This is a genomic window from Lihuaxuella thermophila (assembly GCF_900110165.1).
In the GTDB taxonomy this organism is placed as follows: domain Bacteria; phylum Bacillota; class Bacilli; order Thermoactinomycetales; family Thermoactinomycetaceae; genus Lihuaxuella; species Lihuaxuella thermophila.
Window position 1 is genome coordinate 197,406 of the sequence record NZ_FOCQ01000006.1, and the last position, 15,454, is coordinate 212,859.

The following is a 15,454-nucleotide window of genomic DNA, read 5'->3' on the forward strand; positions in this document are numbered from 1 at the left end:
GAATTGATATATGATCACAAGAAGAGCGAATCCCTATTCGCTCAGGACTCCATCATTTGGCTGTGTTTTGCCCTCAACTGCCCGCAGGCGGCATCGATATCGTGACCATGTTCACGGCGGATGGTCGTATTAATCTTGTATGAATCCAAAATCCGTTTAAATTCAAAGATTTGATTTCTTGGCGTACGGGTATAGTTCCTTTCAGGAACATAGTTGACCGGAATCAGATTGACCAGGCAGTTCATCCCTTGCAGGAGTTTACCCAGCTCATGGGCATGTTCGGCCCGGTCGTTTTTCCCTCCGATCAGGGCATATTCAAACGTCAGCCGGCGTCCCGTCTTCCTCAGATAGTACCAGCACGCATCCAATAATTCGGCAAGCGGGAATCTGCGGTTGATCGGCATCAGGCTGGAACGCAGATCATGATTGGGCGCATGCAGGGAAATCGCCAGCTTCACTTGCCACTCTTCATCGGCGAACCGGTAAATATTGGGAACCACACCGCTGGTCGACACGGTAATATGGCGCTGTCCGATCTGGAGCCCTTTGGCGTCATTCAGGATTCGGATAAACGCCATTGTGGCTTCATAGTTTTCAAACGGTTCACCGGAACCCATCACGACGACCGATCGGACCCGCTCTCCCGCCTGATCCAAATATTTCTGGGCCATGACCACCTGTGCCACAATCTCGCCGGTCGACAGGTTTCGTTTCAACCCTCCCAGAGTGGAGGCGCAAAACGTACAACCGATGCGGCACCCCACCTGGGTTGTGACACAGACGCTGTTTCCGTAATTATGGCGCATGATCACCGTTTCGATGGCATGGCCGTCATAAAGGCCAAACAGAAATTTGACCGTTCCGTCCTGGGATTGTTGTGTGGTAATCACATCAAGCGGGCGAAAACGGAAGGATTCGGAGAGTTCGGCACGAAGCGTTTTCGGCAGATTGGTCATCTCCTCAAACGACTCCACCCGTTTGACATACAGCCAATCCATCATCTGGCCGACCCGCCAACCGGGCTGATTCCGTTCTCTCATCCATTTCTCCCATTGCTCACCCGTCAAGTCATATACAAAGGGTTTCATTTGTGAACTCACCAAAACTTTCCTGGAATAACGGGAATAAATACCATCAATCAGCTGTTCAAAACTTTCCTTATTATATCAGTACATCAGGATAAAGAAAAGAGACGGAACAGGGAGTTTCTGTTCCGTTTGAAAACAATTTTAGAGAAAGCGATGTTGTTATCAAAGTTACTGGGCTCTCATGCCGATCCGGCGAACATTCACCTTGTATGAAACACGGATCGGGATGCGCGGATACTGCCGTTCCCATGCCATTTTTTTGAATGCAACGGGTTGATAAGCGCGGACATACCTGCCGACTTGGATGATGTCCGCCTTGAAGTCTTTTTGTGACTTTGCGATGAGTGCCCTCGCTTTTTGTTCGTACACGCGTTCCAGACTTTCTCCGATCTCTGTCAGCATCTGCGGCTTACTTAAATCCAGATTACAGGTTTTTTCCACGATGGATCCTTCCAGTTCGAGATTTATATCGACAGCCGGCCTCCCGGACACCTTCACCTGTCTTCTGATTCCGTCAGGTCTGAAAATGATCGTTCCGGGCTGACCGGGACAGGGGGCGATGATCTGACTCCCCTGCTTTGCTTCGGCCATTTGCACCAGAGGGGTTACCTCGTTATCCATTAACAAACCAACCATTCGGTCATTTCGAAAGACTGCAGCCCCGATCCACCGGAAAGCATCATCTTTTTTCTCTAAGTAATTAAGAACAGGTGCCCGCTTCGCGGGGGTGGCCAACATAATCAACAATTTTCCGAGCGTTGTTTCAGCAATGTTTTCCCTTCGGGTCCCGTGTTTTAACATCTCCCTGATAAAGTCGGACGGGACTTGTTGCAGTTTGGTCTCGGTCGTGAGCACCTCTTTCGCTCTTCCTTTGACGACAACCGTCCACAATTCCCGGCGAATCTCAGGTTCCCGTCTAAAATGGTCCAGCACGGGGCTGATGCCAGCTCTGGCCATCTCTTCCCCGAACAAGACGGTTTGCAAGTTACCAAAAAATAAGGGCCGGTCCGATTGCCGAGCGATTTCGTTCAACGCCTCCACCACTGTTTTGCCCGTGCCGGAATACACTTGCACCGGATCCCCGCCACCGCCTCCTCCCCCGCCACTTCCTCCGCCTACAATATTCCTGGGGATGGGAACCTGGACGGAAATCTCCCACCCGTCGCGGGCCTTATCGATGCCCATCGATACGACCGACAATCTCTCTTCAATATCGACCCGATCCCAACAGCCGGGTATCAACAGACTGATGAGCGTGAGAAAAATGAGTTTACAGAGAAGAGGCCGGCGCATCCTTTTCATCCCCCTTCTTCTTCCGGATCCCGGCGATGCAGAGCAAGAGAAAAGGCAACGTAAGAGCAAGGATGAAAATAGCCATCCCTACACGGTTCGACCACTCAAACACTTCCTGAAAATTGCTCGGATACATGGCGATCATAAAGATAATGGGCACCAAAATCCAGGCCAGCGGTTTACTGTATCGGTCATGGAGCTTGAAAAAGTTAACAATCATGTGCACCAAGGCCGCAAACAGATTCGTCATGGAGATATAAACAGTTGCCACCCAAATAGCGTAAATCCCCGACTCCAACCGTTCAAAAACCGCTCCGGGAATGGTGATCACTTTAGCCACCTCAACGAAGGGCCATATCGTCTGCATCAGCTCTTCTACACCAAAAACACTTAACGTGGTGATAAAGGCCAGACTATATAAGAGAGAGATAATCGCCACCGCGGCGGAATGAGCGAGAAACGCCTTCTTCGGCTGCTGATAATATCCCCCGTATACCAGGGTAACTTCGAACCCCACAAAGGAAAACAACCCGACCATGATCCCTTTTCCGATTGCACTCCAGTCAGCCTGAAACAAAGGGAGCAGATTGGTGATCTCCCCTTTTTGAATCAGGCCGATCACGAGGAGAATCCATGGAACAAGGGTAAGCGGATAAACAAGTCCATTTAATCTGGCAATCACCCCCGGTGCCCTGCCGGCGGCAATCGCGCTCCCCGCAATCAGCGTCAAAATGACAACTTCCAGCGGAGTGTTTCTAAAAACAGCCGATAACAGGGCTTCCCCAAACACCCTGGCTGACGTGGAAATACCTAAAAGCCAAACTGCCGCAAACGCTAACAGAACGGGGATTCCCAAAACTTTCCCTGTCCGGTCGTCTCTCGCTGACCCCAGGATCTTGGGAACATACTCCTCCAATGACTGATGGGGAAATCTCCGGATCAGGTTGGCGATGACGGCGAGCAGAAACCAAATAATCAATGCCGATAGAAAGATGGACCAGATGGCATCAGGTCCGGCCGCTTGGGCGAAGGCACGCGGAAGGCTTAATATGCCGACTCCGATTACCGTTAATTGGATGATCGCCACGGACTGAAAGGGAGTGATGGTATGTTTGGAAGCATCTGTAGTTTTTTGGCGGGTCATCTTTGATCTTCCCTCTTTTCTCTCTCCATGTCTGGTTGTCTCCGTTCATTTTGCGGACGGAAAATGACCGGTCGTTTATTCATCCACTGCCAAGGTGCACGGAACAGGCTATCCTTGGAATCTTGTCCCTGAAAAGGAGAATATGGTGCCACATAGGGAACGCCAAACGAGCGCAGTTCCACCAGATGCAGCAAGATCAGCATCACCCCGATCATAATCCCATACAACCCGAACACCGTAGCGGCGATCATCAAGGGAAAGCGCAGAAGCCTCACCGAAATGGCGGCATTATAGCTGGGATTGGCATAAGAGCTGATCGTGGTAATGGCCACCACAATCACCATCGCTGGAGATACGAGGCCGGCCGAAACGGAGGCTTCACCAATCACCAGTGCGCCCACGATTCCGATCGTCGGACCGATCGGACCCGGAAGACGGATACTGGCTTCCCTGAGCACTTCCACGCTGAATTCCATCATCAGTGCCTCAACAATCGACGGAAACGGGACGGTGGAACGGCCCGAGGCCATGGCAAGCGCAAATTTGGAGGGAATCATTTCAGGGTGAAAGGAGGAAAACGCGATATAAAGTGCTGGCAAGAGCAGTGCCGCAAACAAACTGATCAAGCGGATCAAGCGCAGAAAGGTGGCGATCAGATAGCGTTCATAATAATCCTCCGGGCTGTAGTAAAACTGGGTAAAAACAGCCGGAGCAATTAACGCATGGGGAGTTCCGTCCGTCAGTACGGCCACTTTCCCTTCCAGCAAATGGGAAACTACCGCGTCCGGACGTTCCGTATTCTGTAGCTGCGGAAACGGGGACCATATCTGATCCTGAATAAACTCTTCAATATATCCTGATTCCAACACACCGTCAATTTCGATTCGTTTGATCCGCTGTTCCACTTCGTTCACGATTTTCGGATCAGCGACCCCTTCAATATAAAGAAGATTGACGACGGTTTTGGTCCGCTTTCCCAGCGAGAGCATTTTGATACGCAGGTCGGGATCCTTTAAACGGTGACGAATCATTCCAATGTTAAAGCTGAGTGTTTCCGTAAATCCTTCGCGGGATCCGCGGACCAAATGCTCCGACCGGGGCTCCCTTAAACTGTTATACCAGCCTTTGGAGCCCATAATCAGAGCGTTCTTATAGCCGTCGATGAACAGAATCGTATCTCCGCTCAAAATCGCGTCAATCACCGATTTCATCCCGTCGGCCGGTTTCGTTTCACCCGCTTCGACGATTTTGTCAACCGCGGCTTTCCAGAGATCATCCATCGCATCTTTCGACTCTCCGATGGATACTAAGGGACGAATGATAAATTGATGGACGAGATCTTTGTTGACCATATCATCCAAGTAGACAATGCCGGCATACCGGTCATCGGTCTGATCGATGATCAGCTTGCGGGTGATCAGATCATAGCTTTCTCCGAGCACCTTTTTCACATATTCAAGATTTTGGTCCAGATTTTCGTGAATTTCAGTATTTCCGACGGTTTCTTCCAGTTTTTGTTGATACCTTTCTTCCAGGACTTTGTTTTTCTTGCGATCTTTTGAGCGTCTGATTATACGAAAAGACCCGTTTTTCATTCGTCATCACCACACGCTTAACTTCTCCCCAACCGCTTTAAAAAATACACGGGGAAAAGGTGAATACGGAAAAAAGAATAAAAAAATACACAGAACCCATATTAAGGATAGAATTCACAGTGAAGGACGGCGAATCTGCCATGAGGCGGCTCAGGATCAGGGGAAAGAAACAAAGCGAAGAAACTGCGAAACCCACTGAGAAAAAAACAGAATTTGCCCTCTTCTCCGGCCTGGAAGAAAACATGAACAAAATCAGAGAAGAATTTGGAGGGAGCCCGGATTGCATCATCCGCACGTTTGAACCGGGCTGCTCTCCGGGTATTCAGGTGGCCCTTGTCTACATTGAAAGCCTGGTGAACAGGGATACGATCCATGAGTGGGTGATGAAATCACTGATGATCGATTCCGTTCACCTGGAACAACTCGAGGACGAGCGAACGGCACTTGAATGGCTGAAAAAGAATGCCTTAACGATCGGTAAGATTGAATGGCTCGATTCCTGGGCCCAAGTCTATGAATCCATCCTTACCGGGAACGCCGTCCTCTTCGGGGAAGGCTGGAGCCGCTGTATTGCCGTCCATACGGCAGGCGGGGCAAGCAAACCCGTTTCCGAGCCCACTTCGCAAACGGTGATCCGCGGCCCCAAAGATAGTTTCACCGAATCGATCGACATCAACATCGGACTCATTCGCCGGCGCATTAAAACTCCGAATTTATGGATGACCAAACTGCTCATCGGAAGCCTGACCAAAACAGAAGTTGCCGTGATGTATATACAAGGAATTGCCAATGAAAATATCGTCAAAAAAGTCTTGACAAAATTGAAAGCGATTGAGATCGACGCCATCCTGGAGTCGGGTTATATTGAAGAGTTTATCCAGCATAAAACCTTTACTCCGTTTCCCACCCTTTATTCGACGGAACGCCCGGATGTGATAGCAGGCAACCTGTTGGAAGGACGGGTGGCCATTCTGGTCGACAATACTCCCTACGTACTCACGGTTCCGGCAACCTTCCCTCTCTTTTTCCAATCGGTAGAAGATTACTATCAGCGTTTTGATATCTCGCTCCTTCTCCGGTTGATTCGTTACGCCGCTTTCCTGGTTTCCCTGCTCACTCCGTCTGTATACATCGCCTTGACAACCTTTCATCAAGAGATGGTTCCGACCAATTTGCTCATCAATATTGCCGCACAGCGGGAAGGGGTTCCTTTTCCGGTCGTGGTGGAAGTGCTCCTCATGGAACTCGTTTTCGAGGTGATCCGGGAAGCGGGAGTGCGCGCCCCGAAAGCCCTCAGTACAGCTGTCACCATTGTCGGCGCCATCGTCCTCGGGGAAACAGCCATTCGCTCCGGGATGGTGACTCCGGCGACGGTCATCGTGGTTGCGACGACCGCAATTGCCAATTTTGTCAACCCTTCGTTCAACATGGCGATCGCCGCCCGCCTCCTCCGTTTCGCCCTGATTCTGTTGGCTGCCGTTTTTGGGCTGTTCGGGATCGTGCTGGCTTTGATTGTTCTCATCCCCGGGATCAAACTGAGCGGGGACACGACCCGTTCGCAGATCCAGGATATACTTAAAAAATCAAGCTTACCTTATCAATTGTCCATCAACGGAATCGCCGTTTTTAAAAACGGACGGCTCATCCGCTGGTTGAGTGGCTCCACGGCCCGCGGTGTTGCTTTTATCCGCGACCAGATCAGCACAACTTCCGTTTACGTCCAATGCGGAAAACGATCCGAAGGAGCAACGGTTGATCTTATCAAGTCCATCACCCAAATCTCCGCACAGGTAAAGCAAAACAAGCCTGTGTTCCGTATCCGTGTCGATGGGGAAGCGGCCGTTGAGGAGATGAACTGCCCGATGAACCTCGAAGACCCGGCCAACCTGGAAATTCTCGAAAAAAAAGTATCCCGGACCATCGCAGAAGAGATCAACGCAGCGGTGAGGACTGCTCAAAAAGTGAAGAGCGATTTTCTGGGATTGGGAGAAATGCTTCACCATGAAAATCCGGCCGCCTGGAAACAATATGAAAAAAAATGGCCCCAACTCTTCAGCACGGCTCAAATAGAGGTTCACGTTCATACTTTTATCCGGCGGACCGGTTTGCGCACCAATTCCTATATCGAACTGGAGAGATCTGTGAACGGTGGAGGATAAACAATGGAAAATGCCAGAATCAACGTCTACCAATTGTTTTGTCTGATAATCTTGCTTGAACTGGGAAGTGCGGTGATCGTCGGTTTGGGAATCAAGGCCAAACAGGACGCCTGGATTGCCGTGCTGGTCGGTTTAATCGGGGGGCTTCTCCTGTTTCTTGTGTACGGTTCCCTGCATCGGCAATTCCCCGATTTGCCTTTGACCGGCATCATCCAGCGAATTCTCGGCAAATTTCTCGGTTGGCCCGTCGCTTTCATCTATGTCATCTATTTTCTTTACATAGCGGCTCGGGTATTGCGCGATATGAGTGTCATGATTGTTGTTGCCTGGCTGGATCGAACCCCGCTCACGATCTTGACCGGCATGTCGGTCCTGGCCATCTGTTATGTTTTGCACCATGGGATCGGCGTTTTGGCAAAAACAGGTGAGTTTTTTTGCCCGTTTTATCTTTTCAGCATCCTTCTTTCGCTTTTGCTCATCCTCTTTTCCGGGCTGGTGAATCTGGAAAATCTCCGGCCTGTGGCCGAGGACTGGAAACGGATCTTCGTTACGGCCTATCCGCTCATCCTCACTTTTCCGTTTGGTGAAATGATTGTCTTTACCATGCTGCTCCCTTATGTAAGGCAGCCAAAAGCAGCGGTCAAAACCGGGCTCTTGGCCATGATCTTCAGCGCTCTCATATTAAGCGCAGCAATTGTGATGGATATTGCCACTGTGGGAGAAAACGTCGTGGGACGCGCTCCGTTTCCTTTTTTAGCTACCTTGGGCAAAGTGGACATTGCGGAATTTCTGCAAAGAATCGATATTATTGCCGTGTTTATCCTGATTGTCGGAGGTTTTTTTAAGGTCGCGATCTTTTTTTATGTAGCGTTGATGGGGATCTCTTCATTGTTTCAAGTGAAAAAACCGTCCCGGCTCGTCTATCCGATGGGAACGATCTTATTCTTTTTATCTCTCATCATCGCCAGTAATTTTTCGGAACATATTCAGGAAGGGCTTGCCATTGTCCCGTGGGTGGTTCATCTTCCTTTACAAGTAGGTGTTCCCCTCTTTCTGTGGATGCTCAGTTTGTTAACAAAACGGTTTAACAAACGCGATCAACACCTGGCTGGTTCCGCTTAATCAAGCTTTGCGCTGAACCGGCCAGACCAACCAGACAAAGGTGAGTACAAAATAGGCAATGATAAAGAATTTTTCCACGGGGCCGATCACCCAGAAGGGATTAAAAAAACGTTGAGCCGCTTTTACCAGGCTGAATCCCTGAATCAAGTCTAATCCGAATGCCACAGCCATTTCCACGAAAAGAACCAGAAAAAAGATACCCAATCGTTTCATGATACACTTCCCTTGTTTTTATTCATTAATATGCGACTCTGCCATCCTCTCCATTCGACCATAAAAAAACTGAACTTCGCCGGCGAAGTTCAGTTTTTGCTGTTATGCACTTGCTTGTTACCCGTTCTTGACTAACCGGGCGATAAAAAAGCCATCACTCTGGAAATGATGCGGTAAGATCTGCACCCACCCTTCACCGAGCACGGCGCTGCCCCGTACCTGTTCCGGCAGAACTTCCGCGAGACGAAAATCCGGTTTAAACCCTGGATGACGGGATAAAAAGGCGGCCAGTTGTTCCTGGTTCTCACGCGGCTCCCAGGTGCAGGTGCTGTAAACAAGCGTCCCGCCGGGCTTCAACATCGAAGCGGCGGCATCGAGCAACTCCTTTTGCACCTGGACCAGAGCGTCAATATCCCGGGCTTCCTTGCTCCATTTGATATCCGGTTTCCGATGGATCACTCCCAATCCCGAACAGGGAGCATCCAATAAAATGGCATCAAATCCGGCTTCCGGCGGCAACCTGCCCGGAAGTTCCCGCGCATCCGCAAGTTGAGGTTCGACGATGGTAATCCCCAGCCTGCCGGCGTTTTCCCGGATCAACTCCATTTTGTGCGGGTGGATGTCACAAGCCAGAATCAATCCTTCATTGTTCATCTGTTCCGCCAAATGGGTCGTTTTTCCGCCGGGAGCCGCGCAGGCATCCAGCACGCGCATTCCGGGCCGGGGAGCGAGCACCCTCCCGACCAGCATGGAACTTTCGTCCTGAATGGTACAATAACCTTCCTCATACAGACGACTGTAAGCGGGGTTGCCGCCGCGTTTGATGATGACACCCTCAGGGGAAACGGAAGAGGGAACCGCTTCCCCTTCCTGTTCCTCGTTCCATTTGCCGACAAAATCATCCCGGTTGATTTTTAGGGTGTTGACACGGATGCTCACCTTTGGCGGCACATGGTTGGCCAAGAGGGCCAGCCGGGTCGTTTCTTCCCCATAGGCTTGTTCCATTCGCTTGATCAGCCATTCGGGGTGGGAATAGGCGATCGCTTTCTCTTGAAGAGTTTGGGGCCGCGCCGGTGGAGCCAGTTCTTCCTTCCGGCGCAGGTAGGAACGCAACACCCCGTTCACCAGGCCGGCAATCCCTTTGTGCCCTCTTTTTTTGCTGATTTGCACGGACTCATGCACCGCGGCTCGTTCCGGGATCTTGTCCAGATAAGTCAACTGGTAGATTCCCATTCGCAACACTTGTCTGACCCAGGGTTCAAGGGAATCGATTCCCTTTTTCACCAAGTGGTTTAAAATCCAATCCAGGGTGTTTAACCGCTGGATGCAACCATAGACCAACTCGGTGACCAGACGCTTGTCCCGCTCGTTCAGCCCGCTCGCCACGAGAAACCGGTTGAGGGCAAGATTGCTGTAAGACTGGTTTTGTTCGATTTTTATCAGAATGTCCAGAGCACATTCACGTGCCGACAGGGCTGTCATCATTCATCACCTAGCCGTTCTCCTGCCTCCATTTGCCGTCCCCGGACAAATTCTTCGACAGACATGCGTTTTTTTCCGGAAGGTTGGACTTCCTTGAGAATGAGGGTTCCTTCTCCCGTGGCTACGGCAATTCCGTCTTCTGCCACCCGTTTGACGGTTCCGGGTGATTTTTCAGCCGGTTCCCCTGACGGTTCCGCCCACCAGATTTTAAAGGGTTTCCCTTTCCAAAGTGTGAATGCGACCGGCCACGGGTGAAGACCCCGCACTTGCCGGGCGAGTTCTTCCGCCGGGCGTGTCCAATCCATCTTCTCATCTTCGCGGCGAATGTTGGGGGCGTAGGTAGCCTGGCTTTCATCCTGCGGGACGGCCTGGATCTCCCCCCTGATCAGGCGGGGCAGGACTTCCTTCAGCAAGTCTGCCCCAACCCGACTTAATTTATCATGCATGCTCCCGACATGGTCCCGTTCGGTGATCGGCACGGCCCGTTGAGCGATCATATCCCCTGCGTCCAGGGCTTTGACCATATACATGATGGTGACACCCGTTTCCTTCTCCCCTTCCATGATCGCCCGGTGAATCGGCGCTCCGCCGCGGTACTTGGGCAAGAGGGAAGCATGAACATTGATACAGCCGAAACGGGGAGCTTTTAAAATCTCCTCAGGCAAAATCTGCCCGTATGCAGCTGTGACAATCAGGTCAGGCTTCAGACCGAGCACGGTTTGAACCGCTTCCGGATCACGCAGCTTCACGGGCTGAAAAACAGGGATATGGTGCTGCTCTGCTGCCACTTTCACTGGCGGAGAAGTCAGCTCTTTCTTTCTGCCCTTCGGACGGTCCGGTTGCGTCACGACCCCAACCACATGGTAATTTTCCGCAACCAATGCCTCTAATGAGGGCACGGCAAAATCAGGAGTGCCCATAAACACAATTCTCACTGGTCTGCCTCCTCTTGCTCCTCCGGCCGAAAGACGCGCTCCGCCACATCGATAAACAAAATACCGTTCAAATGGTCGATTTCGTGTTGAAACGCGCGGGAAAGATATCCCTCCGCCACCACTTCCATCGGGTTGCCGTAACGATCTTGTCCGACCACTTTAATGCGGTTGTAACGACGCACTTCCCCCAATAGGTTGGGAATGCTTAAACATCCTTCCGGCGGTGAAATTTGTTCGCCGGACTTCTCCACGATCTCGGGATTGACCATCTCGATCAACCCTTCCCCCACATCCACGACGATCACCCGTTTTAAAATCCCTACCTGGGGGGCGGCCAATCCCACTCCCGGAGCGTCATACATCGTTTCTGCCATATCGTCGAGCAGTTTGTGCAAACGCTCGTTAAATTTAGTCACTGTTTTCGCTTTTTCCTTCAAGATGGGATCGGGATACTGAACGATTCTGCGAATCGTCATTTCTGATTCGCTCCTTTCTTTACGAGGGTAGACAGATGCCTTCACGGTCGATGCTGATGCGGAGTTCAGCATCGTCAAAACCTTGTTCCAGCTGTTTTAACACGCTTTTTAACTGTGACAGCGATTCATTGGAAGGAGTAAACTTGATCAACATCTGCAAACGGTATCGGTCCTTGAGCTTGGGGATGGCTGCTGGCACGGGACCGAGCAGCTCTGCAGCCTGCGGAAGCCGGCCACGGATGAATTGTGCCGCTTCCTGACCCGCTTTCATCAACATGACACGGTCCGGATGGCTCAACAGCAGGGTAAACAATCCGCAAAAAGGAGGATAATGATGCTGTTTGCGGGTCAAACACTCCCGGCGGTAAAAATCTTCCATCTGGTAGGTTGCTGCCATCCCGATGCTGTAGTGATCGGCGCTGTATGTCTGGATGATCACTTTTCCCGGTTGCTCGTGGCGGCCGGCCCGTCCGCTCACTTGGGTCAGAAGCTGAAAAGTCCGCTCCGCCGCGCGGAAATCGGGAAGGTGCAGCATCGTGTCTGCGGCGATCACGCCAACCAGGGTCACCCTGGGAAAATCCAGTCCTTTGGCGATCATCTGCGTTCCCAGGAGTACATCCGCTTTCCCTTCCGCAAAAGCAGTGAGCAGTTTTTCATGGGCACCTTTGCGGCTCGTGGTATCCACATCCATCCGAATCACCCGCAAGCCGGGAAAACGACGGGCCAACTCCTCTTCCACCCGCTGGGTTCCGGCTCCGAAATGGCGGATATGACGGCTTCGGCAGGACGGACATTCAGAGGGAATCCTGTCCGCATAACCGCAGTAATGGCAACGCACCGTCCGGTTGGTCTGATGGTAGGTAAGCGAAATGTCGCAATGGGGACACATGAGTGTCTCCCCGCATTCCCGGCACATGACAAACGTGGAAAAACCGCGCCGGTTTAAAAACAGCACCGCTTGTTCCCCGCGGTTTACGCACTCGATGAGGGAATCGCGCAAAAGGGAGCTGAACATGGTGCGGTTTCCCCGTCTGAGCTCTTCACGCATATCCACCACTTCCACTTGCGGGAAGGGACGTCCATGTACCCGTTCGGTCAGCGTCACCCATTCATATCCTCCCGTCCGGGCGAGGTAGTACGTTTCCACGGCCGGAGTCGCTGACCCCAATACCAGTGTGGCCCCGTGTTCCTTCGCTCTCCAGCGGGCAATCTCCCGGGCATGGTATTTCGGATTTTCCTCTTGTTTGTAAGAGGATTCATGTTCTTCATCGATAATGATCAGTCCAAGATTTTGAAACGGGGCAAAAATGGCCGACCGGGCTCCAATTGCCACCTTCACCTCCCCGGAACGGATCTTTCGCCATTCGTCGTAGCGTTCGCCGCCCGAGAGTCCGCTGTGCAAAACAGCCACCTGTGCGCCAAACCGCCCTTTAAACCTCGCCACCATCTGGGGAGTCAGCGAAATTTCCGGAACCAGAACGACTGCTTCCCGGCCCAGGGAGAGCACCTCGTCAATCGCCTGCAAATAGATTTCCGTCTTTCCGCTGCCGGTCACCCCATGAAGAAGAATCGGGTGATAACGCTTTTCCCTCAGAGGTGAAACAATCGCGTCGAAAGCCCGCTGCTGTTCGGCCGTCAGCGGGAGAGGCGAAGTGGGAGTAAATGCGCGATCCCCATAAGGGTCCCGGTATTGTTCCCGCTCTTCCCATGCCAATAAACCCTGCTCGACCAGTTTTTGCACGGTGGAACGGGTTGCCTGCACCTGTGAGAGCAAAGCGGGAAGATCAATCTTTTCCGGATGCTCCATAAAGAAACGGATCACTTCACGCTGCCGAACCGCACGCGGAGAGAGCTGTTCCAGCGAATTTGGCAACTGCCCGGAATCTTTCGGCCACACCCGGATCACTTTTTGCCTGGTGACACGGTCTCCGATCCGCTCTTCGATGACGATCCTTTTTGCTTCCTCAAGCTGCCGGAGCAAAGACCGGTTGATCCCGGGGATCTTAAGCGCTTCTTCCCACGTACACTCTCCCTTCCCGTTCAGCCGCTCCAGTAATTCATGGGCGGAAATGCTGAGCAGGGACTGTTCCCGTTCGCTCCCGGCAGGATGGAGACGTACCACCTTCTGATATCTTCCTTTCAGGACGGCCGGCACCATCGACTGCAGGGCCGTGATCGTACGGCAGAGATATTCATCGGCCATAAACATCCCCAGACGGACCAGTTCCGGTGTCAGCGGGGGAACCAGGTCCATCACGTCTTCAATCGCCTTGAGACGCCTGGACGAGGAATGATCTTTCAGGCCCACCACATAGCCGAGCAATTTCCTCGGCCCAAACGGCACTTGAACCCGGCTGCCTACATGGACTTCGGAAGCGAGCTCTTCCGGGATCAGGTAATCAAAAGGACGGTCGGTGGCACTGGAGGGAACGTCAACGATCACTTCTGCGACGGAATGGTACTCAATGCTCATCGAGGCGCTCTCCGATCAGGGCGATGATCTGACGAGCCACTTCTATTTTATTCATGCGGGGAAGGGAGATGACGAGTCCTTCCCGGTCATAAACGGACACGATATTGGTATCCGATCCGAATCCGGCCCCCGGCTTGGAAACATCATTGGCAACGATCAGGTCCATTCCCTTCCGTTCCAGCTTCGACAAGGCGTGGCGCTCCATCTCCTCCGTTTCTGCCGCGAAGCCGACCAAAAGCTGGTCCGGCCTTTTTCTCCGGCCGACCTCCAACGCAATATCCTCTGTTTTTTCCAACACAATCGTCAGTTCATCCGCCGATTTTTTCATCTTTTGCTTGAACACATGCTTGGGTCGGTAATCGGCAACCGCAGCCGCTTTTATGATTACGTCCGCATCGGGCAAATGGACGAGAACTGTATTCTTCATCTCTTCGGCACTTTTGACCTCGATCCGCGTAACACCTGCAGGGGCGTCGAGGGAAACCGGTCCGCTTACCAGCGTGACTTCCGCACCGGCTTCACGGGCGGCGGCTGCCAGCGCATAACCCATTTTTCCTGAGGAGTAATTGGAAAAGAAGCGGACCGGGTCGAGCGGCTCCACGGTGGGGCCGGCCGTGATCAAAGCTTTCTTTCCCACAAGCGCTCCGCGGGCGGCGAAAAAGTTTTCTACCCAGGATACGATTTCTTCGGGTTCAGCCATTCTTCCCTGTCCCACATAACCGCAGGCCAACTGGCCTACTCCCGGATCGATAAAATGAACGCCCCGTTTCTTTAACGTTTCCATATTTTTCTGCACGACCGGATTTTCATACATATGTACATTCATGGCGGGAGCGATCGCAATCGGGGCCCGGGTGGCGAGCAAAGTGGTGGACAACATATCGTCGGCCAAACCCAGCGCCAATTTGGCAATGATATTGGCCGTAGCCGGGGCAATCACAAACAGGTCGGCATGGTCGGCCAAGTCAATGTGGGAAACCACTGCCGGATCGCGTTCGTCAAACGTGTCCACAGCGACAGGGTGACGGGTCAGCGTTTGCAGGGTCAGCGGAGTGATAAACCGGGTGGCCGACTCCGTCATGATCACCCGCACATCCGCTCCGCGCTGGGTGAGCTGGCTGGCCACGGAAGCCGCTTTAAACGCGGCAATTCCACCGGTAATCCCGAGCACCACACGTTTTTCTCTCATGGAAATTCCCCTCCTTCTCGAGGCAAATGGCGTCCACATAGAAAAATAACAACCTGGAGGAGGTTGTTATTTTTCCTGATTGCGCGGCGTTGCGACAAGGATATCGGCAGCGATTTCTTCCAGGGCAACCCCTACAAATTTTTTTGATTTCGGCTGTAATTGGGGTTCCTCGCCATCCAGCAGCTGTCTGGCGCGTTTGGCAGCCATCACTACCAGCGAATATTTGCTGTCCGCTTTTTTGACCAAGAGGTCGATGGATGGATAAAGCATGTCGATCCCTCCTGT

General features: G+C 52.2%; 13 protein-coding genes. 2 read left to right on the forward strand and 11 right to left on the reverse strand.

From position 1 onward, the window contains the following. Window positions 1-41: 41 nt before the first annotated feature. The 4 genes from rlmN to BMW55_RS08715 form a co-directional block, all read right to left on the reverse strand. Entirely contained in the window at window positions 42-1,088 is a 1,047-nt protein-coding gene (rlmN, locus tag BMW55_RS08700) for a dual-specificity RNA methyltransferase RlmN (RefSeq protein WP_089967403.1), read from the reverse strand. Between the two features lie 168 nt (window positions 1,089-1,256). Beyond that, window positions 1,257-2,381 (reverse strand): Ger(x)C family spore germination protein, encoded by a 1,125-nt coding sequence (locus tag BMW55_RS08705; RefSeq protein ID WP_170839828.1) that lies wholly within the window; start codon window positions 2,379-2,381, stop codon window positions 1,257-1,259. Further along, window positions 2,359-3,525, reverse strand: coding sequence for a GerAB/ArcD/ProY family transporter (locus BMW55_RS08710; RefSeq protein ID WP_089967409.1), 1,167 nt, complete (start codon window positions 3,523-3,525; stop codon window positions 2,359-2,361). The genes BMW55_RS08705 and BMW55_RS08710 overlap by 23 nt, the downstream gene beginning before the upstream one ends. Continuing rightward, a complete protein-coding gene (locus tag BMW55_RS08715; protein ID WP_089967412.1) occupies window positions 3,522-5,120 on the reverse strand; it encodes a spore germination protein in 1,599 nt (532 codons plus the stop codon). Before BMW55_RS08715 ends, BMW55_RS08710 begins: the two co-directional genes overlap by 4 nt. Window positions 5,121-5,239: 119 nt before the next feature. Between BMW55_RS08715 and BMW55_RS08720 the strand changes: the two genes are divergently transcribed. Both BMW55_RS08720 and BMW55_RS08725 read left to right on the forward strand, forming a co-directional pair. Then, window positions 5,240-7,279, forward strand: coding sequence for a spore germination protein (locus tag BMW55_RS08720; RefSeq protein WP_089967415.1), 2,040 nt, complete (start codon window positions 5,240-5,242; stop codon window positions 7,277-7,279). A 3-nt stretch (window positions 7,280-7,282) separates the two neighbouring features. Further along, complete coding sequence (locus BMW55_RS08725) at window positions 7,283-8,401, forward strand: GerAB/ArcD/ProY family transporter (protein WP_089967418.1); 1,119 nt, start codon at window positions 7,283-7,285, stop codon at window positions 8,399-8,401. On the opposite strand, the gene BMW55_RS08730 is transcribed toward BMW55_RS08725, so the two are convergent. The 7 genes from BMW55_RS08730 to rpoZ form a co-directional block, all read right to left on the reverse strand. Beyond that, complete coding sequence (locus tag BMW55_RS08730) at window positions 8,402-8,614, reverse strand: YczF family membrane protein (protein ID WP_089967422.1); 213 nt, start codon at window positions 8,612-8,614, stop codon at window positions 8,402-8,404. A gap of 117 nt (window positions 8,615-8,731) precedes the next feature. Further along, window positions 8,732-10,096 (reverse strand): 16S rRNA (cytosine(967)-C(5))-methyltransferase RsmB, encoded by a 1,365-nt coding sequence (gene rsmB / locus BMW55_RS08735; protein WP_089967611.1) that lies wholly within the window; start codon window positions 10,094-10,096, stop codon window positions 8,732-8,734. Continuing rightward, window positions 10,096-11,016 (reverse strand): methionyl-tRNA formyltransferase, encoded by a 921-nt coding sequence (gene fmt, locus BMW55_RS08740; protein WP_089967613.1) that lies wholly within the window; start codon window positions 11,014-11,016, stop codon window positions 10,096-10,098. Before fmt ends, rsmB begins: the two co-directional genes overlap by 1 nt. A gap of 11 nt (window positions 11,017-11,027) precedes the next feature. Beyond that, the gene (gene def, locus BMW55_RS08745; RefSeq protein ID WP_089967425.1) at window positions 11,028-11,507 is read right to left on the reverse strand and encodes a peptide deformylase; all 480 of its coding nucleotides are present in this window, start codon (window positions 11,505-11,507) and stop codon (window positions 11,028-11,030) included. Between the two features lie 19 nt (window positions 11,508-11,526). Continuing rightward, a complete protein-coding gene (gene priA, locus BMW55_RS08750; RefSeq protein WP_170839829.1) occupies window positions 11,527-13,980 on the reverse strand; it encodes a primosomal protein N' in 2,454 nt (817 codons plus the stop codon). Then, window positions 13,970-15,169, reverse strand: coding sequence for a bifunctional phosphopantothenoylcysteine decarboxylase/phosphopantothenate--cysteine ligase CoaBC (gene coaBC, locus BMW55_RS08755; RefSeq protein WP_089967428.1), 1,200 nt, complete (start codon window positions 15,167-15,169; stop codon window positions 13,970-13,972). Before coaBC ends, priA begins: the two co-directional genes overlap by 11 nt. Before the next feature lie 66 nt (window positions 15,170-15,235). After that, the gene (gene rpoZ, locus BMW55_RS08760) at window positions 15,236-15,439 is read right to left on the reverse strand and encodes a DNA-directed RNA polymerase subunit omega (RefSeq protein WP_089967431.1); all 204 of its coding nucleotides are present in this window, start codon (window positions 15,437-15,439) and stop codon (window positions 15,236-15,238) included. Window positions 15,440-15,454: the final 15 nt, after the last annotated feature.

Bases quoted from the DNA above. Each gene is read 5' to 3' on its own strand.
- fmt (WP_089967613.1), bottom strand. From the start codon at position 11,016: ATGGGCACTCCTGATTTTGCCGTGCCCTCATTAGAGGCATTGGTTGCG.
- BMW55_RS08710 (WP_089967409.1), bottom strand. From the start codon at position 3,525: ATGACCCGCCAAAAAACTACAGATGCTTCCAAACATACCATCACTCCC.
- BMW55_RS08715 (WP_089967412.1), bottom strand. From the start codon at position 5,120: ATGAAAAACGGGTCTTTTCGTATAATCAGACGCTCAAAAGATCGCAAG.
- rlmN (WP_089967403.1), bottom strand. From the start codon at position 1,088: ATGAAACCCTTTGTATATGACTTGACGGGTGAGCAATGGGAGAAATGG.
- BMW55_RS08730 (WP_089967422.1), bottom strand. From the start codon at position 8,614: ATGAAACGATTGGGTATCTTTTTTCTGGTTCTTTTCGTGGAAATGGCT.
- BMW55_RS08725 (WP_089967418.1), top strand. From the start codon at position 7,283: ATGGAAAATGCCAGAATCAACGTCTACCAATTGTTTTGTCTGATAATC.
- coaBC (WP_089967428.1), bottom strand. From the start codon at position 15,169: ATGAGAGAAAAACGTGTGGTGCTCGGGATTACCGGTGGAATTGCCGCG.
- rsmB (WP_089967611.1), bottom strand. From the start codon at position 10,096: ATGACAGCCCTGTCGGCACGTGAATGTGCTCTGGACATTCTGATAAAA.
- priA (WP_170839829.1), bottom strand. From the start codon at position 13,980: ATGAGCATTGAGTACCATTCCGTCGCAGAAGTGATCGTTGACGTTCCC.
- def (WP_089967425.1), bottom strand. From the start codon at position 11,507: ATGACGATTCGCAGAATCGTTCAGTATCCCGATCCCATCTTGAAGGAA.
- rpoZ (WP_089967431.1), bottom strand. From the start codon at position 15,439: ATGCTTTATCCATCCATCGACCTCTTGGTCAAAAAAGCGGACAGCAAA.
- BMW55_RS08705 (WP_170839828.1), bottom strand. From the start codon at position 2,381: ATGCGCCGGCCTCTTCTCTGTAAACTCATTTTTCTCACGCTCATCAGT.